At 47.7% G+C, this 26,764-nt stretch carries 25 protein-coding genes and 2 pseudogenes; 11 read left to right on the top strand and 16 right to left on the bottom strand.

Going from position 1 to position 26,764, the window contains the following annotated elements; translation table 11 throughout:
- Window positions 1–42 precede the first annotated feature (42 nt).
- From HRE53_RS08410 to HRE53_RS08420, 3 genes and pseudogenes are all read right to left on the bottom strand, one after another.
- Window positions 43–762 (bottom strand): AsmA family protein, encoded by a 720-nt coding sequence (locus tag HRE53_RS08410; RefSeq protein ID WP_235109972.1) that lies wholly within the window; start codon window positions 760–762, stop codon window positions 43–45.
- Window positions 763–836: 74 nt separating this feature from the next.
- A complete protein-coding gene (gndA, locus tag HRE53_RS08415) occupies window positions 837–2,267 on the bottom strand; it encodes an NADP-dependent phosphogluconate dehydrogenase (RefSeq protein WP_235109973.1) in 1,431 nt (476 codons plus the stop codon).
- Window positions 2,268–2,688: 421 nt separating this feature from the next.
- A pseudogene (locus HRE53_RS08420) lies at window positions 2,689–4,068 on the bottom strand (ISKra4 family transposase).
- Window positions 4,069–4,368: 300 nt separating this feature from the next.
- Here HRE53_RS08420 and HRE53_RS08425 point away from each other — a divergent pair.
- Window positions 4,369–5,425, top strand: a pseudogene (locus HRE53_RS08425) (IS630 family transposase).
- Here the strand turns inward: HRE53_RS08425 and HRE53_RS08430 are convergent.
- The 3 genes from HRE53_RS08430 to HRE53_RS08440 form a co-directional block, all read right to left on the bottom strand.
- Window positions 5,406–6,542 (bottom strand): hypothetical protein, encoded by a 1,137-nt coding sequence (locus HRE53_RS08430; RefSeq protein ID WP_235109974.1) that lies wholly within the window; start codon window positions 6,540–6,542, stop codon window positions 5,406–5,408. The pseudogene HRE53_RS08425 and the gene HRE53_RS08430 sit on opposite strands and share 20 nt — an antisense overlap.
- Window positions 6,543–7,183: 641 nt before the next feature.
- Entirely contained in the window at window positions 7,184–7,747 is a 564-nt protein-coding gene (locus tag HRE53_RS08435; protein WP_255801478.1) for an IS630 family transposase, read from the bottom strand.
- Window positions 7,729–8,247 (bottom strand): winged helix-turn-helix domain-containing protein, encoded by a 519-nt coding sequence (locus HRE53_RS08440; RefSeq protein ID WP_235109976.1) that lies wholly within the window; start codon window positions 8,245–8,247, stop codon window positions 7,729–7,731. Before HRE53_RS08440 ends, HRE53_RS08435 begins: the two co-directional genes overlap by 19 nt.
- Before the next feature lie 415 nt (window positions 8,248–8,662).
- Here HRE53_RS08440 and HRE53_RS08445 point away from each other — a divergent pair, with 415 nt between their 5' ends.
- Window positions 8,663–9,301 carry a Coq4 family protein gene (locus HRE53_RS08445; RefSeq protein ID WP_235109977.1) on the top strand — a complete coding sequence of 213 codons (639 nt, stop codon included), beginning with the start codon at window positions 8,663–8,665 and terminating at the stop codon, window positions 9,299–9,301.
- A gap of 80 nt (window positions 9,302–9,381) precedes the next feature.
- Here HRE53_RS08445 and malQ read toward each other — a convergent pair whose 3' ends face one another.
- The 3 genes from malQ to HRE53_RS08460 are packed head-to-tail and all read right to left on the bottom strand — an operon-like array spanning window position 9,382 to window position 12,026.
- Complete coding sequence (gene malQ, locus HRE53_RS08450) at window positions 9,382–10,902, bottom strand: 4-alpha-glucanotransferase (protein WP_212663046.1); 1,521 nt, start codon at window positions 10,900–10,902, stop codon at window positions 9,382–9,384.
- Between the two features lie 16 nt (window positions 10,903–10,918).
- Window positions 10,919–11,839: an FAD-dependent oxidoreductase gene (locus HRE53_RS08455; RefSeq protein ID WP_315876572.1), complete on the bottom strand. Its 921-nt coding sequence runs from the start codon at window positions 11,837–11,839 to the stop codon at window positions 10,919–10,921.
- Window positions 11,766–12,026: an FAD-dependent oxidoreductase gene (locus HRE53_RS08460; protein WP_235109978.1), complete on the bottom strand. Its 261-nt coding sequence runs from the start codon at window positions 12,024–12,026 to the stop codon at window positions 11,766–11,768. Before HRE53_RS08460 ends, HRE53_RS08455 begins: the two co-directional genes overlap by 74 nt.
- A gap of 221 nt (window positions 12,027–12,247) precedes the next feature.
- On the opposite strand from HRE53_RS08460, the gene HRE53_RS08465 reads away from it, so the two are divergent.
- Entirely contained in the window at window positions 12,248–12,466 is a 219-nt protein-coding gene (locus tag HRE53_RS08465; RefSeq protein ID WP_212666385.1) for a DUF4327 family protein, read from the top strand.
- Window positions 12,467–12,540: 74 nt separating this feature from the next.
- A complete protein-coding gene (locus HRE53_RS08470) occupies window positions 12,541–12,735 on the top strand; it encodes a hypothetical protein (RefSeq protein WP_235109980.1) in 195 nt (64 codons plus the stop codon).
- 268 nt (window positions 12,736–13,003) lie between these two features.
- On the opposite strand, the gene HRE53_RS08475 is transcribed toward HRE53_RS08470, so the two are convergent.
- Window positions 13,004–13,552 carry a cofactor assembly of complex C subunit B gene (locus tag HRE53_RS08475; protein WP_235109982.1) on the bottom strand — a complete coding sequence of 183 codons (549 nt, stop codon included), beginning with the start codon at window positions 13,550–13,552 and terminating at the stop codon, window positions 13,004–13,006.
- 309 nt (window positions 13,553–13,861) lie between these two features.
- On the opposite strand from HRE53_RS08475, the gene sigC reads away from it, so the two are divergent.
- Entirely contained in the window at window positions 13,862–15,133 is a 1,272-nt protein-coding gene (sigC, locus tag HRE53_RS08480) for an RNA polymerase sigma factor SigC (RefSeq protein WP_212663049.1), read from the top strand.
- A 225-nt stretch (window positions 15,134–15,358) separates the two neighbouring features.
- Entirely contained in the window at window positions 15,359–15,808 is a 450-nt protein-coding gene (locus HRE53_RS08485; protein ID WP_212663050.1) for a Fur family transcriptional regulator, read from the top strand.
- On the opposite strand, the gene HRE53_RS08490 is transcribed toward HRE53_RS08485, so the two are convergent.
- Genes HRE53_RS08490 through HRE53_RS08500 form a run of 3 tightly spaced genes read right to left on the bottom strand, consistent with a single transcriptional unit; the run spans window position 15,805 to window position 20,020 of the window.
- Window positions 15,805–16,392, bottom strand: coding sequence for an ACP phosphodiesterase (locus HRE53_RS08490; protein WP_235109983.1), 588 nt, complete (start codon window positions 16,390–16,392; stop codon window positions 15,805–15,807). The two genes, HRE53_RS08485 and HRE53_RS08490, sit on opposite strands and share 4 nt — an antisense overlap.
- Window positions 16,389–17,459 carry a glycerate kinase gene (locus tag HRE53_RS08495; protein WP_235109984.1) on the bottom strand — a complete coding sequence of 357 codons (1,071 nt, stop codon included), beginning with the start codon at window positions 17,457–17,459 and terminating at the stop codon, window positions 16,389–16,391. Before HRE53_RS08495 ends, HRE53_RS08490 begins: the two co-directional genes overlap by 4 nt.
- Before the next feature lie 17 nt (window positions 17,460–17,476).
- Entirely contained in the window at window positions 17,477–20,020 is a 2,544-nt protein-coding gene (locus HRE53_RS08500; RefSeq protein WP_315874850.1) for a glycogen/starch/alpha-glucan phosphorylase, read from the bottom strand.
- A gap of 521 nt (window positions 20,021–20,541) precedes the next feature.
- On the opposite strand from HRE53_RS08500, the gene msrB reads away from it, so the two are divergent.
- The 4 genes from msrB (at window position 20,542) to ilvN (ending at window position 23,202) form a co-directional block, all read left to right on the top strand.
- Window positions 20,542–20,937, top strand: coding sequence for a peptide-methionine (R)-S-oxide reductase MsrB (gene msrB / locus HRE53_RS08505; RefSeq protein ID WP_212663053.1), 396 nt, complete (start codon window positions 20,542–20,544; stop codon window positions 20,935–20,937).
- 121 nt (window positions 20,938–21,058) lie between these two features.
- Window positions 21,059–21,613 (top strand): DUF4333 domain-containing protein, encoded by a 555-nt coding sequence (locus tag HRE53_RS08510; RefSeq protein WP_235109985.1) that lies wholly within the window; start codon window positions 21,059–21,061, stop codon window positions 21,611–21,613.
- A gap of 43 nt (window positions 21,614–21,656) precedes the next feature.
- On the top strand, window positions 21,657–22,628 hold the full coding sequence (locus tag HRE53_RS08515; protein ID WP_235109986.1) for an alpha/beta fold hydrolase: 972 nt from the start codon (window positions 21,657–21,659) through the stop codon (window positions 22,626–22,628).
- 55 nt (window positions 22,629–22,683) lie between these two features.
- A complete protein-coding gene (ilvN, locus tag HRE53_RS08520) occupies window positions 22,684–23,202 on the top strand; it encodes an acetolactate synthase small subunit (RefSeq protein ID WP_212663055.1) in 519 nt (172 codons plus the stop codon).
- A gap of 41 nt (window positions 23,203–23,243) precedes the next feature.
- Here the strand turns inward: ilvN and HRE53_RS08525 are convergent, their stop codons facing one another.
- Together HRE53_RS08525 and HRE53_RS08530 are read right to left on the bottom strand one after the other, a co-directional pair.
- A complete protein-coding gene (locus tag HRE53_RS08525; protein ID WP_235109988.1) occupies window positions 23,244–24,173 on the bottom strand; it encodes a Ycf66 family protein in 930 nt (309 codons plus the stop codon).
- 450 nt (window positions 24,174–24,623) lie between these two features.
- Complete coding sequence (locus tag HRE53_RS08530; RefSeq protein ID WP_212666389.1) at window positions 24,624–24,746, bottom strand: photosystem II reaction center X protein; 123 nt, start codon at window positions 24,744–24,746, stop codon at window positions 24,624–24,626.
- A gap of 272 nt (window positions 24,747–25,018) precedes the next feature.
- Between HRE53_RS08530 and HRE53_RS08535 the strand changes: the two genes are divergently transcribed.
- Window positions 25,019–25,303 (top strand): YggT family protein, encoded by a 285-nt coding sequence (locus HRE53_RS08535; protein WP_212663057.1) that lies wholly within the window; start codon window positions 25,019–25,021, stop codon window positions 25,301–25,303.
- Between the two features lie 73 nt (window positions 25,304–25,376).
- On the opposite strand, the gene accC is transcribed toward HRE53_RS08535, so the two are convergent.
- Complete coding sequence (accC, locus tag HRE53_RS08540) at window positions 25,377–26,726, bottom strand: acetyl-CoA carboxylase biotin carboxylase subunit (RefSeq protein ID WP_212663058.1); 1,350 nt, start codon at window positions 26,724–26,726, stop codon at window positions 25,377–25,379.
- Window positions 26,727–26,764: the final 38 nt, after the last annotated feature.

Genomic DNA, 26,764 nt, shown 5'->3' on the forward strand with positions numbered 1-26,764 from the left:
CTGCCTTACATCAGTTCATCGATCTCTGGGCAAACGGCTGACCTAGGGAATCAGATCTTCAATATCAAAGGGAATATCATCAATGGGTAAGTCCTTGAGGGGATTATCGCCATCAAGCTTGATGGGAAAGCCATCTTGAGGAATTTTTTCGAGTAAAGCAGTGGTTACGGCATTTGCGATCGCAACCGACAATTTCCCCTCGGCATTCTTAGAAGTCACGTCCGTTAGCTCAATATCGCTGATATCAAGATCCTCTTCGATGCCAAAATCACCAATGGCACTGACTTTAATCGAAGCTTTGATATTACGGATACTGAGGCGACCAATCTTAACGACCTTCTCGTTGCCGCTGCTTTCGGGCTGCTCCTTTTCTTGCAGGGTATCAACCACTTTCACTAAATTATTGTCTGGAATCTGTTGCTCCACCTTCAGATCCAATCCATTGACGGTCAGGGATTCAATATCCACCTGATCTTGCCAAAGGTTGGAAAGCTGAAAATCTAAATCTAAATTTTGGACTTTAATCAGATGAGGCGTGGAAAATCCCTCAGGATTTTTGAGGGTAATGGCTTTAATGGTCAAATCCCCAGCGAAGGGCTGAAAGTTGAGTCCCTCTACATCCGTACTCACGCCCGTCGTGTCTTTAATCGCTCCTTCTAGGGCTGACTCAATAATGCCATTGCGACTCAACCAGCCAATTCCCAATGCGAGAACTGCGATCGCAACGCCACCACCCAAAATCTTTAATGCACGCTTCGCCATAGCCACCCTGCACCGAGAACTGCCGCGCTAGCACGGCAGTTCCAGCTTATCCCACAAGAATCCAGCTTGGGAAACTAGCTGTTGGACTCATTAATAGCGGTCCATTCTGTATGGAACGTTCCTTCCTTATCAATGCGCTCATAGGTATGAGCACCAAAGAAATCGCGCTGGGCCTGAGTCAGGTTTTGGGGCAAGCGATCGCGGCGATAGCTATCAAAGTAATCCAAAGAAGCACTAAAGGCTGGGACTGGAATCCCCAACTGAGCTGCAGTAGCCATCACTTCCCGCCAGGCCTGCTGACGATCCAAAATGGTCTGCCGAAACTCAGGGGCAAGCAGTAGATTTGCCAAGGCTGGATCATCAGCAAAGGCTGACTTGATCTTGTCCAAGAAGCCGGCGCGAATAATACAGCCGCCTTTCCAAATGCGAGAGATTTCACTTAAATTCAAATTGAAGTTGAACTCTTTGGAAGCCGCACTCATCAAGGCCATGCCCTGAGCATAGGAGCAGATCTTAGAGCAATAGAGGGCGTCCCGAACTTTGCCAATAAAGGCTTGCTTGTCGCCGCTAAAGGTCGCGGTTGGCCCCGTCAGAATTTCAGCTGCCTTGACCCGCTCATCCTTAAAAGATGAGGTAATGCGGGCATTCACAGCTGCCGTAATCGTCGGAATGGGTACGCCTAATTCCAACGCACTCATCACAGTCCAGCGCCCAGTACCTTTTTGGCCTGCCTTATCCAAAATCAGCTCGACCAGAGGCTGCTGGGTACCTGGATCAACATAGGTGAAAATTTCAGCTGTAATTTCCACCAAAAAGGAATTCAGTTCATCCGTGGTGTTCCACTCACTAAATACCTCATGCAGTTCTGTATGACTCAGTCCTAGAACATTTTTGAGCAGGTCATAGGCTTCGGCAATCAGCTGCATATCGCCATATTCAATGCCGTTATGAACCATTTTGACGTAGTGCCCTGCACCTCCCGGACCGATGTAGGTCACACAGGGGCCATCATCTACTTGAGCAGCCATTTTCGTCAGGATGGGAGATAGGTCTTTATAGGCTGCTTCTGTGCCACCCGGCATGAGACTAGGACCGTTGAGCGCTCCTTCTTCACCGCCGCTAACGCCCATGCCGATAAAGCGCAGGCCAACTGCTTCTAACTCTTCCGTGCGCCGTACGGTATCTCCATACAGGGAGTTGCCGCCATCAATCAGCACATCTCCCGGCTCCAGCATGGGCTTGAGCTGCTGAATCACAGCATCCACTGGTGCACCAGCTTTGACCATGATCAAAATGCGTCGAGGCCGGGCGAGAGACGCCACTAATTCTTCAGGTGTATATGCGGCGACCACTTGTCGTCCTTGGGCCCGCTCTGCCATAAAGGCATCGGTTTTTGCTCGCGTCCGATTGTAGACGGCGATGGGAAAGCCATTGCGCTCAACGTTGAGGGCTAGATTTTCCCCCATAACTGCGAGGCCAATCAGTCCAAATTGTTGCTGGGGCATAAGGAATTTGCTCTAAATAATGAGAGTCACAATGCGTTCACTACAGGGTAGCTCGATCCCCATGGGAACTACTGGAAGAAGAGATTAAAAGACGCAGAGAATCGGGTGAGAATCGGTCAGACCTATGCTCATGGAAATTTGTAGTTCACACCCTGAGGAATAGCTGCCGTTAAGTCTGGCACGGGAAAACCGCTTGCTCCAACTACTCGGTAGGCAAGCTAGCTGAGAAACCACTCTGCAACTGTCCACTTTTCCGAGTAAAGGTCAAACGCCAGACACTTGCGAGCGTCCGCTGTATTTAGATCGTTATACTGACACTCTTCAATGACCAGGATTAACCTACATTATGCTGTTATCAATACTTCTTAGAGAAGCGAACGCCCATATTTACTTACGTACAACAGCTCTAAACTGGGCGTAACTAATGGATCGGGGATGCCTTAGACTTCGGAATGGTTACCCCTGGGAATAGGGAGTCAAACCGTTGATTGACCCAGGCAAGCCGCAGCATGAGTAGATGATTGAAACCATCCTCGCTCCAGCGCATACCAACCCCCTTAAAGCGCTGTTGAATCAGCCACTTACAAGCACTTTCGACCATTCCTGACCCCAGCGGTATCTGTAGTTGTTCAAAGTGGCGATATTGGATGTGTCGCAGATGGCGCTGGAAATAAGCCTGTACCTGGAGCAACGTCGTAAAAGATTTGCCCGTAAACAATTGTGAGTGAATCAACATCGTCAAGGACCGCAATACTAATAGGTGTTGCCCATGTCGCAATTGGTGTCGCCAGCGCCGGAGCCAGGCTTGGGCTTGAGCAGAGCGAGCATCCCCAAACATCGCTTTTGTTGCTCGTGCAAGATGGCCTGCTGCATGAAAGAAATCGAGAACTGCCACAGCACAGTGAGAGAACAAGGTGCGGTAGACTCGCCAGAAGCCTCGCCCCCCATCACTCAACCAGATGATGCTTGGGGCCGATTCAAAGTCTTGTTTGCGGGCTTCGAGGTGCAGTAAGGGGATGAACTGGTCGATATCGCCCAATACTGCCACCAGTCTTCGACGCAGTAGTTGGGGGACACGCTTTTGTGCTCGGGTGACCCGTGTTCCTAGGCGGGCTAAGATAGCGACTTTGACTTCTCGCCACTGGATTTTTCCCTTGGGGGTTTTCGGGGTGGGGCGAAAGGGCACCATCACACCGTCAGCAGCAATGGCCAAAGGTAGAGCAGACAACACCGCTGAAATCGCTTCACAAGGAGCCTGGTCACCTGATGCTTGAGCTTTGAGTTGAGTCTCTAGCTCCTGATAAGCTTTGTTGCCCATGACTTGCACCCAATTCCACAAGCTTGATGAGCTGACGGATAAACCACTCCACTGACTCAGCATCCAACTGGCCAGTTCATAGGGCATAAATAAACTGAACAAGCAGCCTAGACGAACCAATTCTTCACTGCTGTGCTGATAGGAGGTAATCCCAATGGATTGATCCAAAGGAGCGGATAGACTACCTGGACACCTGTTGGGACAACGACCCACCCGTCGCTTTCAGGCAATATTTCCCACCAGTGTCTGCATCTGACGAGATTCCCATCCCTTCGAGTGCAAGCGGGTTCCGCAGGTGGGACACCTCGGCCATTCCAATACTGTTTTTGCTCGCCGTGAGAGTTCATCCTCCAGAAGCCATCGAGCCAAAAACAAACCCATTTGCAGAACGATATAAACCATCTGACTCAGACAGAGTGCTTCGGCCTGTTCTAGAAATTCGTGATGCTCTAGTACGGTTGGCAATTGCGATGGTAGGCTCATGACAAGTTTTTGATTCGGGTACAGGATCTATTGTCCTTGACCCGTTTTTCTTTGAGCCATGCATCCCCGATTCTGTGCTTACGCCCCTCTAAACTTACTTCTTCTATGAGCCTTGCCAACGACTAGGTTTTTTAATTTCAAGGAATCCTCATCATTAATTTTGTCTCCGAAAATAGCTGGCAATGACCAAATCGCTTTTTTATCTACCGTCATAGCTATACTGCAGACGACTTGTGACTTAACATAGTAGCGGAGAGATTTGGCACACTGGGAGTATCCCCCACCTACTCTCTTACTTGCATGATTAAAATTGATTTCACCGCAGAGGAAATCCAACACCTCAACTACGAACGCTATCATCATCCTCACCCACGGGTGCAGCGACGGATGGAAGTGCTCTACTTGAAAAGTCAGGGTCTTCCCCATGCCCAGATTTGTCAGCTTTGTCAGATTAGTCGTCCGACCTTAGCTAAAACCCTTCGTCAGTATCAACAAGGCGGAATTGAAGGACTGAAGACCCTGGAATACAAAGGTCAACCTAGTTCACTCAATGCTCATAGCGATAGTGTGAGAGCCTACTTTGAGCACCACCCGCCCCGCACCAGTGCAGAAGCCCAAGCAGTCATTGAACAATTGACAGGCATTAAGCGTTCTCCAACCCAGATCAAAGCCTTCCTCAAGCGCATTGGTTGTCGCTATCGAAAAGTGGGGTATGTGCCGGGAAAGTCGAGTCTGCCCGAGAAAATTGAGGAGCAAGAGCAGTTTCGACAAACTCGCCTTGAACCCTTATTAGAGGAAGCTCAACGCCAAGAGCGTCTTGTCTTTTTTGTGGATGCTGCTCATTTTGTTCACCGGGCTTATCTGGGGTTTCTCTGGTGCCTTCGTCGGATCTTCATCCCGTCTCCTTCTGGCCGTCAACGATTCAATGTTCTGGGTGCACTCAACGCTGTCACCAAAGAAGTCACCAGTATCACCAACCACACCTACATCAACTCTCATAGCATGTGTCTGTTGCTAGCCAAGCTGGCACTACTCGACCCAGTCATACCCATCAGCGTCATTTTAGACAATGCCCGATATCAAAAATGCCAGCTGGTGACTGACTTTGCTGAGATCGTCGATATTGAGTTAGTCTATTTGCCCTCCTATTCACCCCCATTTGAATTTGATTGAGCGGCTTTGGCGCTTTGTGCGCAAGGAATGTCTCTACTCGAAGTATTATGCCGATTTTCACTCTTTCAAAGGGGCCATTCAACATTGCATTGATCAATGCAATGGAGAGCACAAGGCGAAACTAACAAGCCTTCTATCACTCAAGTTTCAGTCTTTTAAAGAAGTTAATATCTTAGCCGTCTAGAGTATACGACTTGACAGGTTAAAAGGCCTGTCGAATATATTTCTTTCACTATGCTGATATCGTCACCACCAATAGGTTCAGTTGCAACTAGTTTCAATTCTTTGAATTTTTCAGGTGGGATATCAATATATGGGCTAGTACTTGTTTCAGGTAAGAGACCACTGACAACAATATCTTTACCTCTCTCTCCTCTCTCTTTCAACATAGGAAATAAGTTTTTGATCTCAAAAGCTCCTGGTTTTTGTACTCGCTTAATTGCAAGCAAAAATGATCTATCCTCAAAAGCTTGATCTAATATTTTTAGGCCTACATACGGATATAAAACTGTCGAGGACTTGCCTGAGTTATATACAGACAGTCCAATCGAGAGCCTCAATCTAGGAAGCAGTACACTTTCTAGTTCTTTGCTCAATTGCTGTAGCCTATTGATGTCTCTATTGGCACCTGCAATGAATTCCTTTGTGTAATAAGCCAAATTCCCGTATATACCCTTAGCAAAAGACTTTGCGAGAGTTTCAACCTGCATCTTTTGCTTTGAAAACATATTATCAAAAGAAAATTGAACTCTTTTCTTGCCAAGATCGATAGATATCATTTCATCCATCTCTTTAGTTTCGAAGAGATCTTCATAAACTTCACTTGCCTGTTCTAGGACAACAGGTGGATTGCTGATTTCAGCGCGTTTAATCCCTCCTAAAATAAGACTTCCAATTATTACATCCTCAAAGTATGGATGCTTTTTAAGTTCGGCAAGAGCTATTGCCGAACTTATATCTTTTCCTTCATTTTCCTGTAGCCACGTTTGCGCCAATTCTAAAGCATTTCTTAGTTGCTCAGTAATAGTTTGAGCCTCTTCATGAAACTTTAGTAAATCCTCAGACTCTTCATAATTTTTAAACTTTCTAACCCAAGCATTTTCGTCTGACCTTATTTGCAAGGATTCTGGCAACCGAATCAGTTCTTCAGGAACCTCAAATCCAACAGAGGTAATACTTATTGATGGCTTAGATCTTGTAAGCCACTTTTGAAATAAAGCACCTCCTATCCCAGAAGTAATGAATGTTGCTGAACTTGTAGCAATTACTTGAAGCAAGGAAAATGAATCTGCTTGTGCCATTATAATTAGTTTTTTTATATAGTAACTTCTGAATAAAGATCAAAAAGAGTGGATAAAAAACCTAATGACTAGTATGATTTTGCATCTTAACTAGGCTTGAAGTTAGCGAAATTAATTACTTTTGATTTATGTACAAGTCAGTAGACTTCTTGCAATTTTAGTTTCATAAAGTACTTACTCAATAAATACTGCGACCTGCCTTGGATTTTGAGTCCGCTACCATATCGTTAGCTGAATTATGCAAGAGGTCTAGTATGACTATAATTAGAAGGTTGATTTCCTCTTGGCATAAAACAAGTGAGCAATCTATTTACTTCTGAAATATTAGTATTCCCTACACCAGCATCAAAACATACAGACTTAAGTATTAAGAAAATTCCCGACATGCAAACTTATAGTTACTTGCCTGTAAATAAGATAGGGAAAGCATTTCCAATAGACCTCTTGCAATATTCGTTTCGCGATATGTTATTGATTAAATTTATGCTGCATTCTGACTTAGATCTTTAGTTCATCACCATATCGTTAGCTCAATTATGCAAGAGGTCTAATATATCTATCGGTGTAATAATGAAGGATGTTTATGGGCGAAACATCGGTTATTCTCAGGTAATCTATGCCACCTTATACCAATTTGCGTTTTAAATCGTAATTCTCATATGAGGAAAATTGGTCATAGAAGTCAGCCTATCGGGTAAATCCATGAGTTCTTTGAGTCCCTTGCACAAGGTATCGGATACCTCATCTAAAGAATCAAAAACCTGATTGTAGAAGTGCTTTTCTTTCATCTCCTCCCAGATATGCTCTACAGCATTGAGTTGTGGACTTCGAGGAGGCTGAACAATCAAGCGTATATTGTCTGGAATGACGAGCTTCTTTCTGGTGTGGTAAGACGCTCCATCGACCTGCATCACCACAAAATAGTCTGAAAATTCATCCGCCACTTGTGCTAGGAATAAGTTCATCATCTGAGTATTGGAAAAGGGTAAGACTAAAGCACTCATCTTTCCTAACGCAGGAGCAACAGCAACATAGCCATAGAGATATTCACGGACAAGCTGCTGCCCACTTTCGGGTCGAATTCCAGGAGCACACCAAGCTCTTCTTACTTGTCCTAGACGACCAAAGCGCCCTTCGTCTGCTGCCATGATCACAATGGGACGTTGGTCTTCGGCTGAGCGATCTGCTACAGCAGTTTGGACCAGCCCCCGAAAGTTTTTTTAAAAGCCTCTCGTGCCGCTTTGTTCCCATTGGGATAGGACGGACGAGGCATGAATTTGCGCCATCCGTGTCGGTCTAGCAAACGATAGATAGTACTGGGTGCCACTGACGTCTCCACTTTAGTCTCAAAGGCCGTTTGGATCTCTTGAACCGTTGTTAAATGACCTTGTTGAGCACGTTCAATAAACGATTCTAAAAATTCAATCTCTTCCTCAATACTCAGATAAGCACCGGGATTCTTCTTCCGTTTAGCCCTAGGAGCAATTGCTGCTGCTCCTAGGCGATTGTAAGCGGAAATCACCTGATGGACCGTTCGAAGACTAGTTGCAGTATGCGTGGCTATTTCGATAGCTGGGCGAGGATCTACCAGGGCGTTATAAATAATCATCCATTTTTGCTGACAGCGGGCAGTCGGAGCCGTGGCAATTTTGTCTTTCACCTCATCCACTGTTAGATGCGGTTTAACTGTACTAACTCGACTCATATACTTATGGAATGAACATAGGATTAGATCCTATCTAAATTACATCCCAAAACACAAATTGGTATTACAAACTCCCTGACCTAGCCTGTGACCTAATACTTGGTTTATATTACGTTTTCCACACCGAGAAAACTACGTTTAGTAGATAAGACGTACTATCCTCTTCCACAACAAACGTCATTCCCAAGACATATCTGAGTCCGAAGTTGAAGACTTTCTTACCCTCGATACAATAGTGACAGGACATAGTCATCCAGCATATGACGCCTTCACGCTCACCCCTGACTTAACCGATTGACTATCTATGGTCCGTCGCAGATTATCACCGCATGGTCGAGGCAGCCATTTTCGGCGATTGTCATGTAGAACTGCTCCAATCTCGAATTAAGGGTGCGTCTATTGCTATTGTTCGATCATGAAGTTTGAAGAAATGGATAGCAGTCATCTACTAACCTCTAGCCAGCGGTTCTCCTTTTTCTTCTTAGCCGTACAAGCCTATCGCCAAGGTAAATTGGGGGACGTTGCTGCTTACAAGTCTGCAATATTAGGCACTAAAGCTTATCCAGAGATTGCTGAGAAGCTCTCTAGATTAACAATCTGCTTTCCCAAAATTGACTTGGCAGCCTTAAGACCCCTACCTGAAGGAACCTTTGGACGAATCTATGCCCAGCATATGGATGAATGCCATCTAACCCCATTGGAGATTAGCGAAGACATCATAGCTAAATTGCCAAACCAATCCTTGGGACTGCGCTATACCCTCCTCCATGATGTGTTTCATGTGCTGTTAGGATATGACACCAGCCTTGTCGGAGAAATGGGGGTATGGGCTTTTGTCGATGCTCAGCACTATGGTCCCAGCTATAAGACAGCAGCCTGGCTGGCCCATTACTTATATCCTCTGGTTATTCCACACCAATACCGACAACTACGTGCCATCGAGCAGCAAAGTCATAAACTTGGACAGCAAGCAGCTTGCATCATCGCCCATCCCCTCGAAGACTATTGGTCAGAACCACTCTCTACGGTTCGATCTCGCCTAGGTTTGGCATAAAAACTTCAGCCCTGGATCAGCCTAGCTGCTTCCAGAGCGTCAAACTCAAGACCTCAAAGTTCCGAGATTCTTACGCACCACTAATCCCAGGAGTCATCTGTTTTGACGGGAGCACGACCATAGGTGTCAGTGAGTTGCAGTAACCGTTCTGCGATCGCATCCGTCAATCCACCCGAACGATACCGCCAAGCCCAGTTCCCCCCCGACGTGCTGGGTAAGTTCATCCGGGCCTCGGTTCCTAACCCCAACAGATCTTGCACCGGGATAATCACCTGGTTGGCAACGGAACTCAAAGCCAGTCGCATTAAATCCCAGTGAATGCCCTCCTCTGAAAAACCGCCCATATAGCCTTCCACAAACACCCGCTCATGGTCAGGCATATCTTGAAACCAGCCCACTGTCGTGTTGTTGTCATGGGTGCCGGTATAAACCAGGCAATTCTGCACATGGTTAAAGGGCAGGTACGGATTGCCAGAACCAGAGCCAAAAGCGAAGTGGAGAATCTTCATGCCGGGAAATTCAAACTTATCCCGCAGCTCTTCCACATCGGGGGTAATGATGCCCAAGTCCTCGGCCAGTATCGGCAGATTGCCCAGTTCATCTCTGAGGGCTTCGAATAGCTCATCTCCAGGGGCTTTGATCCACTCTCCGTTCATGGCAGTGGTTTCCCCTTGCTTGACCTGCCAAAAGGCTCGAAAGCCCCGGAAGTGATCCACACGGATCAGATCCACATAGTCCAGCATGGTGCGGAAACGCTGAATCCACCATTTGAAGCCTTGATGTTTCATCCGCTCCCATTGGTAAATGGGATTACCCCATAGCTGCCCCGTATCACTAAAATAATCTGGTGGCACCCCAGCCATCAGCGCCGGTTCGCCTGTTGCTGGATCTAAGAAAAATTGTTCAGGATTGGCCCAAACATCTGCACTATTGTGAGCCACATAAATGGGAATATCACCAATAATCTGAATGCCGTTATCGTTGGCATACTTCTTCAAATTGGACCATTGCTGAAAAAACTGAAACTGCCAAAACTTATGCATCTCCACATCAGACTGCAGCTTTTGTCGCCAATGGGCCATGGCAGCGGGTTGCCGTTGGGCAATCTCTTGGGGCCACGTATTCCAAGCCGCTCCCCAATGAGCATCTTTGAGGGCCATAAATAAGGCAAGATCTTCTAACCAGACCCGAGTTTGACAAAAATCTCGAAAGGCGACGGCGAGTTCTGGAAAGACCCCAGCCTTAAAGTTGTCATAGGCCCGCCGCAGCAGACCGAGCTTCATGGGGAGAACCTGCTCGTAGGCAATCGTCTCGGGCCGAAAGCCGACCCCTAGCTCTAGGTCTTCTTCTTGCAGCAATTCCTGCTCTTGCAGTTGCTCAAGACTAATTAATAAAGGATTGCCCGCCATGGCTGAGTAGCACATATAGGGAGAGTTACCGAACCCCGTTGGCCCCAAAGGCAATACCTGCCAAAGTTGCTGGCCACTCTTGGCCATAAAATCAACAAATCGGTAGGCTTCTGGCCCTAAGTCACCGACTCCAAATCGACCAGGGAAAGACGTAGGATGCAGGAGAAGGCCACTAGCTCGGGGGAAGGGCATAAATCAAGAACTCACTTTAGTTCGATATCAACTGTCGCACTTTTTGGGCCGTAATGGGAGCTAATAAAACACCATTGCGATAATGCCCGCTAGCCACCACCACATTGTCATAGCCAGGTAGCCGTTCAATGATGGGAGCAGGCCGTTCATGAGGCCGAGGACGCAACCCAGACCAGGTTCTCAGAATACTGGCATGGGCTAAGGATTCATCTAATGCGATCCCACGCTGATGCAGCTCATACATTTGCGCTGGATCCGCCTCTACTGCAGCCCCCACTTCTGCCGGAAACTCCACCGTAGCCCCCACCCACACCTCAGAAGCATTGATCGGCACAATATGGACCTGATCACCATTCACGACCGGCATAGGGTCAGCAAGAGGGGTTTGGCGGCGCAGGTGTAATCCTTGGCCCAATACAGGATAAATCGGCACAGTCTGTTTAAGGGTCGTCGTCAGGGGCATTGTTCCTAATCCAGCCGCTAAAATCACCCAATCCACTGCATCGCTTGCGGTTGCCGTACAAACCTGGGTCAGGTGGGGGAGATCATTCTCTGCCAAAGATTTAAATTCAGTAACCGGAGCATTGAAATAAAACTTGGCTCCCTGCTTTTGAGCAGCCGCGATCAACGCAGCCGATAAAGCAACGGGATTAATTTGGCGATCCTGCGGCGAATAAATGGCACCTACCGTTGGCACTTTAGATTCCCACAGATGGGCTGTGCGCAAATGGGGATAGGCCTGAAATAGCTGTTCTCGATCCAAAATATCCAGGTGAAATCCCTGTTTTGCCCGGACTTGCTGAGTCTTATACCACCGATTCAGCTCATCGCCATCAAAACACAGGCGTAGAATGCCTTGGCGGTTATAGGACAAGGATGTTTGAGTGATAGCTTCCAGTTCGGGTATGAGGGTTTCGTAGCGCTTTAGACTGTCCAGGCGTAACTGGAGATGTTTCCCCTTGAGCTTTGGGGGTAATCGCCGCCATCAACACGCCTAGGGCGGCCCCTGTCGCCTGCCATTGATGCTCCCCTCGCGCATCCCAAACCGTGACCTGATGGGTCTGGCTCAGTTCAAAGGCAATTGCTGCCCCCACTACACCACAGCCAATAATGCCAACTCGCATTGCGTTCCCTGCCTTGAGGAACTTATGAATAACATGATTATTAAGGAAAAAATCAATAATCTGACTACCAAGAAATTCATAAGCATGTGTTAGGATGATGAGCGAATTCAAGCAGCCGGTTGCATAACACCTCTTAGACAACGCAACGTAGCTGTTTTTAGTGTTTGCACTATTAGCAATCCGTTTAATCTTTCTACAATTCATCTATGACAAATACCACCATGACTCCGGCGGTTCTGCACCCAATGGGTAAACTGCAGCGCCAAGTGCAGTCGTTAGTCAATTCTCAAAAACTCAAGCCAACCGATAGCCTATGGAAAGTTGGGTTGTTGTTTCCCGATAAATGGACACATCTAAAAGATGAGTTAATCGACTTTGAATTTTCGATGCAAGATCCAATCGCCAGCTTCCTAGAAGTGGAAACCTGGGAAGACGAATAGCGACACAGTTTTCATTCAGCATTGATTGAACCAACAGATAGTTAGCCACCCGCAATACTGCAGGACGTTTCCCTATGGCTGGCGGCCGAGTTCAGGATGCTGGTGAAACCCCCATTCATATTCAACACCTCTTCTTGAGTCAAGACTCTCTACGATATCTCCACCCATGGGAAAAGAGCCTTCAAGGTATTGGCCTTAATCCGGGCTTTGTCCCCACAAAAACGTTGAGGCCGATCCATGAAAACAGCAGCATTTTAGATGAACGCTAGCACCAGCGATTAATGCGATCCTTCAATGATGTCGGACAAGCACGAAGATATCCGTCCAACAGATAGAGGACCAGGAGATGGCTAGTCAGCTCCAACTTTAACGAAAGCCCACCAGGCGAAGCGCATCTGTTTAGGTGACACATTGCCCATCAAATATTTACGCATGTCATCCGCAAGAATGGAGACAGTCTCGCAATCGGCGGTACTAGTAAACTGATGTCTCGATACTAGATTGAATTAGGGCTACTCCTGAGGCAGCGAGCGGTCGCTACGGTGCAATAACGCCAAAAGTTTTCAGGGTCGGGCGCATTGCCGTGATTTCATCCCGGTGGGCAATGACGGTAAGTAGGGTTTGGGGCTCTGCGTCAGCAGTCGAGGACTCCACCGATTCGACCTTGAGTCTAACCTGCTCTGGCCGTTGCGCTCTTTGCCAGTAGAACCAGCCTGCTATCGGTGAGATGACCGTGATCACCGTAAAGCCCAAACCAACGGTGGGGAAGAGAATGCTAAACACTAGGCTTAAGCAGAGGGTTGCCGTTAGCATCAGTGCCGTTAGGAAACAGGCCATTACAACGCTGGGCCGCACCATCCCTTCAAAGGTGACTTGATCCAATTCTTTGTCCAAAGCCGCTAGCCGATAGGACCGATTCGTCAGGTGGTCTTCAACTGTCTTCAGCACGGTTTCTTCTGGCTGGGTAGACAGCCATTGCAGCTCCTCTATGCGATCTTTCACCGAGGCGCGAATGAAGAAGAATAACCCCACCATCAGCAATAAGGTCAGCAGAAACGTTGAGGGTAAAACAAAGGAGCGCATCATAGGTGATTTAAGCCAAGTGAATAAAACAAATGTGATGCAAGTTGCCAGATCGAATTGACCTCAGTCACTGCAAGCACTTGGAAGAAAACATATTGTATGAGAATACACCCCTGAGAAATTGTTGTAATTTCTTCTGTCTTCCAAACAAAAAACAATTATTTGGTCGCGGCGAAAAAATCGCTTAGAGGTGTCTTCTCTGTTTAGTTTACAGCCAAAACTAGAACTCTTCATATGCTTGAAAGTCTTATTTTTTGGGAACTATAGAGGAAGGGAGCTGTTTTCGCTTTAACCTGTTAGAGGTGATCTTAGATGTCGGCAATTCCGCAAAAAGCAGAAGTCATTCATGCCGTTTATGACGGTCAAGGGAACAGTCGTGACCTTGACCAAAATTCCAATGAACCTGAGGAAGTAGATTTTGATCCAAGCGCTGAATTAGATGATGATGCTTCTGAAGATCTTGCCGCTCTGAAGATGACTCCCATTTCTGCTGCCAACCGTCGCGGAACGACGGATTTGGTGCGGTTATACTTGCAAGAAATTGGCCGAGTAAACCTATTAGAGCGAGATGAAGAAGTCGCTGAAGCCCAGAAGGTGCAACGCTATATGCATCTGCTGGAAACGCGAGAAGAATTATTAGAGAGTCATCCGGTTATTGCTGAGTATGCACGCTTAACGGATGTCCGTGCTCGGCTGACCGCCATGTTGGGGCATCGCCCCTCTTTCAAACGCTGGGCCAAGGAAGCTGATATTCCAGTAGAAGAGCTAAAACCTCGACTGGCCGAAGGCAAAACGGCCTGGGCCGAAAAGGCAGAATTATCTACTGCGGAGCTAGACCAAATGGTCAAGCACGGCATTAAAGCCAAAGAGCATATGATTCAAGCCAACCTGCGCTTGGTCGTCTCTGTTGCCAAGAAATACCAAAACCGAGGCTTAGAACTTCTAGACTTAATTCAAGAAGGCACTTTAGGCCTAGAACGGGCGGTAGAAAAGTTTGACCCCACTAAAGGGTATCGCTTTAGTACCTATGCCTACTGGTGGATTCGACAAGGAATCACTCGTGCGATCGCAACCCAAAGCCGCACCATCCGACTCCCGGTCCACATCACCGAAAAGCTGAACAAAATCAAGAAGGCTCAGCGCAAACTGTCCCAAAGCAAAGGGCGAACCGCCAGCATTGAGGACATTGCCCAGGAAATGGATATGACCCCGGAGCAAATTCGGGAACTCCTAGTCCGGGTCCCCCGCTCTGTCTCCCTGGAGATCAAAGTTGGTAAGGACAAAGATACTGAATTGGGCGACCTGCTGGAAACGGATGATATCTCTCCTGAAGAGCTGATCATGCGAGAGTCCTTACAGCATGAACTCAAGCAGCTCCTCGCCGACTTAACCCCTCGGGAGCGAGATGTAATCACCATGCGATTTGGCCTTAATGATGGCAAAACCCATTCCCTCGCCCAAATTGGTAAGTCCTTAGATTTATCCCGCGAGCGGGTCCGCCAAATCGAATCTAAAGCCTTACAGAAACTGCGACAGCCCAAGCGTCGTAATCGCATCCGTGACTTCCTAGAAGCGTTTGCATAACGATTATTTCGTTAAAAATTGCCAAGATCACCCTAAGAGGATCGCTAAGCGATCCTCTTTCTTGTGTTCAGGGCTAATGGGCTGAGCCACGCTTCAAAGTATGGAGTTACAGTCTCCCCCTGCATTAACCGATTCACTTTACTTTTCTCAATAGAATCTTCTTGTTGCCATCAGACACATCATTAGTTTAGACTTTCAATAAGCTCATGTTCTTGAGAAAAGACTATGTACAGTTCCAACTCACTCAAAGCAGAACTGAATGACCGAGGATGGCGTCTTACTCCTCAAAGAGAAACGATCCTCAATGTGTTTCAAGACCTGCAAAAAGGGAAGCATTTAAGCGCTGAAGATTTATACAATCTCCTGGAAGAACAGGGTGAGCCCATTAGTTTGTCGACCATTTATCGAACGGTTAAATTAATGGCTCGCATGGGAATCTTGCGAGAATTAGAATTTGCTGAAGGTCATAAGCACTATGAGTTGAATCAGCCCTATCCTTACCATCATCACCACCTAATTTGCGTCAAATGCAATAAAACCATTGAGTTTAAAAGTGACTCCGTTCTGAAAATTGGCTCTAAGACCGCCAAAAAATCAGGCTTCCACTTATTGGACTGTCAACTATCGATTCATGCCATCTGCCCCCAATGTCAGCGGTCTTTACTCCCCACCTAATCCAGGGTGTGGCAATGTTGAATCATATCTGGGAAAAATTGCGAAAAGTCCTGGGTAAAGGTGGGGTAATGGGCCATCCAATCTTCCATAGCAGGACATAAATTCACAGAACGTTGCCAACGGTGGCTGATTCTACGAGATAAGCGAGACAAGGTATTTTCGATGCCCTCAATGGTCTGGTATTGGGTCAGCCAATCTTCCGTAGCTATCCGATCTAAAAGAGCGTGAATCTCTGCCGGTAGCCAGCCAGAATAGGTTTGAAATGAGCGGTAGACATCGTGTGTAAACGTTGCCAATGGCACATCACTGTACTCTGACCAATGACAAGCTAGGTGGTGATCGTAAAAGATATCCACCAGGATACCTGCCATGCGGCGATGGGCAGGACTGATCAGACGTTTGCTATGGCGAACCACCGAATGTCGATCCGTAAAACTATCAATCTGTTGATGGTGTTTCATTCCGGCCTGCATCTCCACGGAGAACTCCTGGCGGACCGTCCCTTTAATGAAGTCTGCGAGTAAGTTGCCTAGTCGATGTTCAACCGTCGGCTGAGCCAGGTAGAGATGGGCTAAAAAGTTCATGCAAGAGGGGTGTCCCAATACCGGCGAGCCGGTTGATAAATATCGCCTAAGGTGTGATCTGCATTCACTGTAATCACCAGATCTGCTCCGGTTTCCTGAGTGGACAACGGTTTTACAAATAGCTCTGGATGCAGCGCTTTCCAAAAGTAATCCACAAATTCATCGATTTCCCCATCACTCATCCCGGCGTTACCAGATGCGATCGCTTTATGTTCTGCTTCTTTCCGCCACTGCTTACTGAGCTGGTAATCCGCTAAGTTCAGCACCATCAAACGATCGAGACGGTCCCACAACGGCAAATAGTCCTGCAGACGTTGATTCATCTCCACCGCGAACTGGCAATCTACTGCCGTATCAATGGGGGAAGGGGCTTGCTCAAAGACATCAGGTGGAATGGGCTGTGCCCCCACAAACCAGCCCTCAAATAACACAATATCGGCGGTCGGCACCGTTTCAAACCCACTGCGATCGCCTTGCCCTCCATAGGCCGACTTATCAAATCGAGGCACTTGCAGATGAGTATCAGCCTCATTTGCTCGCACCTGATCCAGAATTTGAATGCCTAAATCGACATCATGGGTTCCCGGTGGTCCTCGCCATTTCAGTCGAGGATCTTCTACCTGCAGCTGTTGGCGCTCGCCATAGGTCTTATAGAGATCATCAATGGACAGACAGCAACATGAGTAGCCTAGCTGCTCAAGAAGGATCTGCAGCACCGTGGTCAGGGTTGTTTTTCCAGCCCCTTGCATCCCCAAAATGCCTTGAATCAAAGGGCGATTGAGTTTCCGTCTAGCCTCTGCCAGCTGCAAGGCTAACGGCATCCATACCCGCCAGAGGGTCTGTAGCGGTGAAGTGGAAATTTGACAGTCTCCGCACCAAAACTCCTCCACCTCGGGATAGATCCGGGGGAGGAGCTGGGCAAACTGGTGAATCGTTTCTTCTACCGACCCTGGAGTCAGGCCAAAAGCTGCTGACCGATCTGGTTCAGACAACATCCATTGGCCTAATTCAGCAATTTGATGTTTAGTCAGTGCCTTCCCTTGAACCAGTTGCTCTAAACTGTCCATGATTTAGGCGCTTATTCCTAACATTGACGCAGTTCAACGTTAACAGGCTCAATCTTCCAGATATCTCGACAATAGTCATCAATCGAGCGATCCGAAGAAAACTTACCCATACGGGCCGCATTCAAAATCGACATGCGAGTCCATTTTTCCTGATCCTTATACACCGCAGCCACCTGATCTTGACAGGCAATATAGGAAGCATAGTCGGCACAGAGGAAGTATTGGTCCTGATTCAGCAGATCATCCACCAAGGGTCGGAACAGCTCCGCATCTCCCTGAGAGAAGAACCCAGAAGCAATCCGGTCAATCGCCAGCTTCAGCTCAGCGTTGGTATGGTAATAGTCCCGAGAACGATACCCATGAGCCCGCTTGTGATAGACTTCTTCCGTCGTCAGGCCGAATAAGAAGAAGTTGTCTTCACCCACTTCTTCCCGAATTTCCACGTTAGCCCCATCTAAGGTACCAACGGTAAGGGCACCATTCAGGGCAAATTTCATATTGCCTGTTCCGGAGGCTTCTTTTCCAGCGGTAGAAATCTGCTCCGACAAATCGGCAGCAGGGTAAATGCGCTGGGCCAGTTTGACATTGTAGTCTTTCAAAAAGACCACCTTTAGTCGGCCTCGCACATCAGGATCGCGGTTAACCACATTTCCCACGGAGTTAATCAGCTTGATGATGAGCTTGGCCATAAAATAGCCCGGAGCCGCTTTACCCCCAAAAATAAACGTACGAGGCGTAATCTCCATTTCAGGATTAGCCTTAATCCGGTTATAGAGGGTAACGATATGGAGCAAGCTCAAATGCTGCCGCTTGTACTCATGGAAGCGTTTCGCCTGAATATCAAACAAAGAATCCGGGTCAACGGTGATGTTGTTATTATTTTGGATGTATGTCGCTAGCTCGGTCTTGCTATGCTGCTTGATACGCCGCCACTCGACTTGAAAGCCTGCATCATCCACAAATTGCTCTAACTGCTGCAGTTCATTCAGCTTTTTAATCCAGGAATCGCCAATTTTACTGGTAATCAGCTTACTAAGCTGGGGATTACTGAGAACCATAAACCGACGTGGCGTCACCCCATTCGTTTTATTGGTGAACTTGTGGGGATACATTTCATAGAAATCCCGAAGCACGTCTTTTTGCAGCAGCTCCGTATGTAGCGCGGCAACCCCATTGATGGCATGGCTACCGACACAAGCCAGGTGAGCCATCCGTACATACCGCTCACCACTTTCATCAATTAGAGACATGCGAATCATGCGCTCTTCATCATCCGGAAACTTAATCCGCACCTCATCCAAGAAGCGCTGATTAATCTCATAAATGAGTTCCAAATGGCGAGGTAACAATGAACCAAATAGCTCGATGGGCCAACGTTCTAAGGCTTCAGGCAAGAGGGTATGGTTGGTGTAAGCAAAGGTCTGATGGGTAATGGCCCAGGCTTGCTCCCAATCCAGCTGGTGGTAATCGATCAATAGCCGCATCAGTTCTACCACTGAGATAGCGGGGTGAGTGTCATTCAGCTGAACGGCAAATTTCTTGTGGAAATTTTCTAGGGGTAAGTTCTGGCCATGCAGAATGCGAATCATATCCTGCAACGAACAGGAAACGAAGAAGAATTGCTGGGTCAGACGGAGTTGCTTGCCTTGAGAAGAATCATCATTGGGGTAAAGGACCTTGGAAATATTTTCCGAGATCATTTTTTCGTAAACCGCTCCCAAATAGTCACCGGAGTTAAAGGACCTAAAGTCGAAGGATTCAGGTGCTTCTGCCGTCCATAAACGCAGGGTGTTCGCAGTATTAGTTTGATAACCCAAGATAGGAGTGTCGTAGGGAATCCCTTTAACGACTTGATCTGGCACCCAGCGTGAACGGTAGATACCATGATCATCTGTGTAATGTTCGGTGTGGCCGCCCAATTTAATTTCTACGGACCATTCTGGCCGGGCAATTTCCCAGGGGTTGCCTGCACTTAACCACTTATCAGTGCGTTCTACTTGCCAGCCATCGCGAATATCTTGATCAAAAATGCCAAATTCATAGCGAATGCCATACCCCAGAGAGGGAATATCCAACGTGGCGAGGGAATCCAAATAACAGGCGGCTAAACGGCCTAAACCGCCATTTCCAAGGCCTGGCTCTTCTTCTTCTTCTTGCAGTGCATCCAAGCTGAGGCCTAATTCCGCCATGCCTTGCTCAACTTGGTCATAAATCCCGAGGTTGATGAGGTTATTGCCCAAATGCGGTCCCATTAGAAATTCCGCAGAGAAATAGGCGACAGTCCGAGACCCTAGCTCGGTATAGGTAGCTGCCGTATTGATCCACCGTTGTAAGAGACGATCTCTGACGGTATAGGCCAACGCCATATAGTAGTCATTGGTCGTCGCCAGGGCAGGAAACTTGCCCTGTACATAGAAAAGATTATTGAGGAAAGCCCGTTTAAGGGTTTCGCTATCCATACCGGTGCGATTGCTTAACTCGCAGCGATCTTGTAAGTCGATAGCATCGAGAGACAGTTCGCTAGAAGAACCATGAACTTGGGCTGAAGGATTGCTGGTCATTGCACTAAAGGAAGAAAGTACCAGGAATAAACGGTCAGCCTCAATCGCACTTGAGAGCTGTGCTCAGATTATTATCATTCAATGTTAATCATGTTTGTGCTGTGCAGCACTAGAAGACCCCCCTTAACTTCATAATTTAGGATTTGCTTTAGATCCCCACACTTCATCTCCGATCCTGCATCAAAGGCTCATTTGCTGCATTCGGCCTCTACAATCTCCCGATTTTGAACAGAGAAAGTTAGATTCAGCTGAATTTCCCTCAAAATATAGCCTTCGGCATCCCAGGAAGGGGCGCTAGTCCAAGATGTTAGTCATCACACCGATTGGGTTGCATGGACTCGCGATATCGGTTATCCGCCATACCCTGGGGAAATCACCACCAACCAGACCCAAAGATGGAAAAAGTAACGTTAGGATTTAGATAAGCAGCATGGTTGTCAGCTCAATGGTGGCGGCTGCTTATGTTTCTCCTGATATCACTTATCCACGCAAGATTGCCCTTCTGACTCAACACAAAATTTATGGAAAAAGTACAGAAAACAGAACAGGAATGGGAAGCCCAACTCACTCCAGAACAATTTCGGGTGACCCGTCACCATGGGACGGAGCGGGCCTTTACCGGGGAATATCATGACCTGAAGACAGCAGGCACCTATCAATGTGTTTGTTGCGGTACAGACTTATTCAAATCCGACACTAAGTTTGATTCCGGAACTGGCTGGCCTAGCTTTTGGGCACCTGCAGACAAAACTCATGTCCAGGAAAAGTCAGATCGCAGTTTGTTTATGGTCCGAACTGAGGTGCTCTGTGCAGCCTGCGATGCCCATCTAGGTCATGTTTTTAATGATGGTCCTCAACCCACAGGCCTAAGATATTGCATGAACTCTGCGGCCCTAAAATTTATCCCCACAAGTTAAGGGTCTGCCCCTGATGAACCAGGGGGTTTAATCCTAGGCTGGGCTGCAGCCCAGCCTCTGAAACTTATAGACCCAACAGCACTCATAGTCTTTTGAAGTCCCATCCTTACGCCAAAATCCTGTGAACAGAAATCATTGCTTGCAATATTTGCGAGGGTATAGTCTACTCCTTCTCCCCAGTGTGCTCCTAGCCTGTGCACCCATTGTGGATGGGGATGAGGTGGGTCGCCGAATTCACAAGGAATTTGAACGCAAAACTGAAATTGCGGTGCACTCGGTGAAATGTCCCCAAGATATTGAGAGCAAAGTAGGCAAAAAATTTGTTTGCGATATCTATGCTCTAGAGGGGAATATTCTCAAAACCCAAGTCACCTTAAAAGATGACCAAGGTGATATTTCATGGTCTGTCCAGACGGGCCTCGTCAATTTAGGGGTGATTGAAGAGAATATTGAGAAAACCTTCCAAGATGAGCGCTTAAGCAAAGTCAAAGCCTCTTGTGATGGCAAGTTCAAAATTGCTCGCCAAGGAGACACCTTTGAATGCGACGTCCAGGAGGGGAATGATGACCAGGGCAAAGTGATGGTCAAAGTGACGGATAAGCAGGGCAAAGTCAATTTTCAGTTCTTAGACCATGCTGATCCTGCAGCAGAAGATGAACGGCCCTCTGATCAGTAGGGGTATCACTAGAATTAAGTCGGCAGTAAGATAGGCAATCGGATTGAGTACAACCAGAACTTGGCAACAACAAATCGGGCACCAGCGAGACTGGGCTTGGCGGGGATGGCAAATTCGCTATACCTTTATGCGCGGAACACAGAAGACGAATCAGCCCCCTATGCTGTTATTGCATGGGTTCGGTGCCTCGATTGGCCATTGGCGATTCAATGTACCGGTATTTGCCCAAGACCGAACGGTCTACGCTCTAGATTTATTAGGGTTTGGGGCGTCCGAGAAAGTTTCTACAGATTATTTAGTGACACTGTGGGTGGAACAGGTTCATGATTTCTGGCAAACCTATATCCGCACTCCGATGATTTTAGTGGGGAACTCTCTAGGATCATTGGTCAGTCTCACTGCCGCTGCCCTGTACCCAGAGATGGTAGCGGGCCTAGCAATGTTAACTCTGCCAGATACGTCGGTATTGGAAAATCCTTCATGGGTCAAACCTGCGATCGCACCCTTGAAACTAGCCCTCAACCCAGTGGCCGCATTAGCCAAAGCCTTTTTCACTTCTCCCCTAGTCTTCAACCCATTTTTTCGATTCATTCGTCAACCGAAGATTATTCGCTCCTGGGTCAAGAAGGCCTATATCGATACCACTTCCGTTGAAGATGATCTAGTGGATATCCTTTCTAGTCCTGCTTATGATCAGGGCGCCGTAGATGCCCTCCGAGCCATGGTCAACACCATGTCCAAGCCCCAAATACCGAAACATACGGCGAAGGAGATGCTGCCTCAATTAACCATTCCGACTCTATTGGTTTGGGGTCAACAAGATGTCATGATCCCACCCAAGTTGGGGCCGCTCTTTGCCTGCTGCAATCCTCGGATACAGCTGGTAGAGTTAGCAAATGCCGGGCATTGCCCCCATGACGAATGTCCAGACCGACTCAACCCCATTCTTCTAGAGTGGCTCGCCTCTCACTTCCCCCTGAGTAGGCCACAGCCAGAACAGTTGCACTGCGCCTAGATTTGATCGCATAATCAGGCCATTACACCACCCCAAGTTGGGGCTCAATCAAATCATGAAACATACACTATCCGTCTTAGTAGAAGACGAAGCTGGCGTTCTCACTCGTATCGCCGGACTCTTTGCCCGACGAGGATTTAACATCGAAAGTCTAGCCGTTGGACCTGCCGAGCAAATTGGGGTCTCTCGCATTACGATGGTCGTCCCCGGTGATGATCGCAGCATTGAGCAGCTCACCAAACAGCTCTATAAGCTAATCAATGTCCTCAAGGTTCAGGATATTACTGAAGTCCCTTGTGTGGAACGCGAGTTGATGTTGATTAAAGTCAACGCAGCCGCTTCTCTACGATCCGAGATTGTAGAGATCGTCCAAATTTTCCGAGCTAAAGTTGTGGATGTTTCCGAAGATGCCCTCACCATTGAGGTTTCAGGCGATCCAGGCAAGATGGTGGCCATTGTCCAAATGCTGAACAAGTTCGGGATCCAAGAAATTGCTCGAACTGGCAAGATTGCTTTAACCCGAGAGTCACGGGTTAATACTGAATACTTGAAATCTTTAGCAGCCAAGGTCTGACCGTTGAAGATCCGTCAGACTCTGGGGATTCAAGAGCTATCTTAATAACTGCCGTCGTCATTCTCAGGTCCACCTGAACCAGGGCCTGGATACTTGGGTAAATCCAAGGGCTTATAGTCTACGTAATCATCGTTGCCGTTTTGGCCGTAGGAGTCTGCACTACTATCGCCAGCATTATTAGATGAATAGCCATTAGCATCCACATCGTCAGCACCTGTGCCCTTCCGCCGGCGGTTTCTCATAGCCTTGACCGCTGATGAGTAATCATCGGGGGTATAGTCCTGATCTTCCAGCTCTCCTGTTATTTGCAGCGGGCGACGACGGCGCGGCCGATCTTCTGTTGAAGGTTCGGGAGGGGCATAGGACGTAGATGAACTGTAACCTGGGTCATAGCCATTATCTTGATCCTGGCCATAGCTATCTTGGGAATAGCTGTTGTTGCCCTGCTCATAGTCATCATAGGCAGCAGGCCGCCGTCTAGATCGCCGACTGGGTGCTTCCTCGTTATAGTCACTCCCATAGGCATATTCATCCCGTCTTGGCCGACGGTCACCCTCGCTCCGAATGCGACGAGGCCGAGCGGGAATATCGTCTTCAAACTCCAATTGAGCTTCAGACCGCATACGGCTAGAGCGTTGAGGTCGTTTAGGGCGATAGTCATCGTCTCGATCCCGTGGCCCACCCCGCTCTCGGGGCTGTCTCATAGGGCCATTATTAGGCAGGCGGCTCTGGATATTCTCAATCATCAGCGCCACTAACATCCCCACCACGATCATTTGTTGCAAGGACAGGGTAAACTCCATACCCAAATGGGCTAAGAGGATAACACCCGCTAGCAAGCCGAGAAAGGCATAGACATTGTCGGAATCTCGATGGTAGCCAGGCTTGATTTTATCCAAAAAGAATAATGCGATCGAACCGACGATCAGAATAACTCCAACAATGAGTGGAACAGGAGTACCGAAATTCACTTGGGATGTCTCTCTGGGTGACGACTGATAGCCAGGATCCGCGCACTCAATCAGTAGTAAAACGAAGGAGAACCGCTAGGTTGGCTGTAGGGAACCAAATTGTAACTTAACCGCTACGCCCCACCTTGATCAAACTCCATGCTAACGAGTTATGGGCCGAAATGGGATGAGCAGGGCATCTCAGTTTCTGGGTACAGCAGAATATCTTCCCTAGCTACAAGGGTTGTGAGGTGATTACAAGGAACGAGGCGGGCGGTATGGCATATCAACCAATAAAAACGAAGAACGGCTGAACAGTATTTCCAGCCGCGCTTTAAGAAAACATATTTTAAGAAATTTTGCCCCAAATGGCATTAATAGTTAAGCTGCCAAAACGCTGTTGGAGGTGATTATTGCGCTACAGGTGGACTGGAAAAGTCAACGCTAGAGACCAACAATCACCCAAACAACCTAGCGTCGTACAATCTTATCTTTTTGGCTGAAGAGGATGAATGCTCCACCAAGCAGACCCACAACAATGGCACCAAAAAGGATGCTATAGAAGAAGCCCTGTAAAGAAGGGGTAACGGTCATTAACAAGGAAGTCATATTTTTTTGATATTACGACAGCATCTCTAATCTTAAAGGTTTGTAAGGATATTGAGAAGTCTTCTCTTAACGACAACTGATCCATAACACCCGCACCTCCTCTGAATTGACATCACTTTTCTGGGTCTCTTCCTGATCATTTTGGGCTGGTAATCTCTCCGCTCCACATAAGATGCAGACTCTCGCTGTTGCTATCCCAAGCCTAGGCAACGCGCTACACTGATAACAAATCAGGGTACTGGGTTGGATACTTTTTTATGACCTTAGAAACGCTACTAATTTGGGGCCTTAGCTTTTGCTTCGGGCTATTTATCTTTCTATTTATTTTTAGAATTATCCTGACTTGGTATCCCCAGGTTGATCTCAATCAGATGCCGGTTTCCCTGGCAACCTGGCCAACAGAACCCTTTTTGATCCCCACCCGTAAACTTATCCCACCTATGGGAGGCGTAGATATTACACCTATTATTTGGGTCGGCATCACTAGCCTGCTGCGTGAAGTCCTGCTTGGACAGCAAGGTTTACTGAGAATGCTATTCTAAGCCACTTTTTCCATCCCATCTTGTTGATGGGAAAGAGATTAGAGCCAATGCATAGCAGCCTAAATCAGGCGAACTATTGCAACCCCATCACTTCTTGAATGAAATTGGTATAAACCTCACCTTGATTAAATTCTGGGGTGTCTAAAATCTTTTGGTGAAATCCAATAGTGGTGGGCAATCCGGTAATTGCACATTCTTGCAATGCCCGCTTCATGCGTGCGATCGCAGTCGGTCGATCTCGCCCCCAAACAATCAGCTTGCCAATCAGCGAATCATAATAGGGAGGAATCTCATAATCCGTATAAACATGAGAGTCCACCCGTACCCCAGGCCCTCCAGGCGGCAGATAGCCATTGATGCGACCTGGATGGGGACGGAAATTATGGTCAGGATCTTCGGCATTAATGCGGCACTCGATGGCATGCCCCGTCAACTTCACTTGATCTTGGGTCACGCTCAGTTTTTCGCCTTGGGCAATGCGGATCTGCTCCGCAATCAAATCTAAGCCCGTTGTTACCTCCGTCACCGGATGTTCTACCTGAATTCGGGTATTCATCTCCATGAAGAAGAATTCCCCCGTAGAAGACAGGAGGAACTCAACAGTGCCTGCACCCACGTAGCCGATGGATGCGGCAGCCCGGACAGCTGCAGATCCCATTTTTTCTCTCAGTTCTGGACTTAGAGCTGGGCTGGGGGACTCTTCTAGTAACTTTTGATGTCGTCGCTGGATCGAGCAATCCCGCTCGCCCAAGTGAACCACATTGCCATAGCTATCTGCAAAAATCTGAAACTCAATATGGCGAGGATTTTCAATAAATTTTTCGATATAGACCCCAGGATTACCAAAGGCCGCCTCTGCTTCTCCCTGAGCCGCTAAATAAAGCTTGCCTAAATTTTCAGGTTCCCGCACCAATCGCATTCCCCGACCACCCCCACCAGCAGTGGCTTTGACCATGACGGGATAGCCCATCTCATCGGCAATTTTCTTAGCCGTTGCTTCATCCGGTACCAGCCCATCACTCCCAGGAACGGTGGGCACTCCGGCGTTTTGCATGGTTTCTTTGGCCGTAGACTTATCTCCCATCGCCCTCATGGCTTCAGGGGTAGGACCAATAAAGTGAATCTTATGATCAGCACATATTTCAGCGAAGCGAGCATTTTCCGCCAGGAAGCCATACCCCGGATGAATGGCAGTGGCATTCCGGGTTAACGCAGCCGAAATAATATTGGGGATATTGAGGTAGCTCTTACTGCTCGCCGGTTCGCCAATACAAACCGCTTCATCTGCTAACTGCACATTGAGAGATTGCTGATCCACCGTGGAATGGACTGCTACCGTGGCAATTCCCATCTCTCCACAGGTGCGGAGTATCCTCAAGGCAATCTCGCCTCGATTAGCAATTAAAATCTTAGAAAAACGCATGTTTCAACAGGAGCGTAACGCTCAATAACCTTCTCGCA

Origin of the sequence: Acaryochloris sp. 'Moss Beach' (assembly GCF_021497025.1) — a bacterium.
In the GTDB taxonomy this organism is placed as follows: domain Bacteria; phylum Cyanobacteriota; class Cyanobacteriia; order Thermosynechococcales; family Thermosynechococcaceae; genus Acaryochloris; species Acaryochloris marina_A.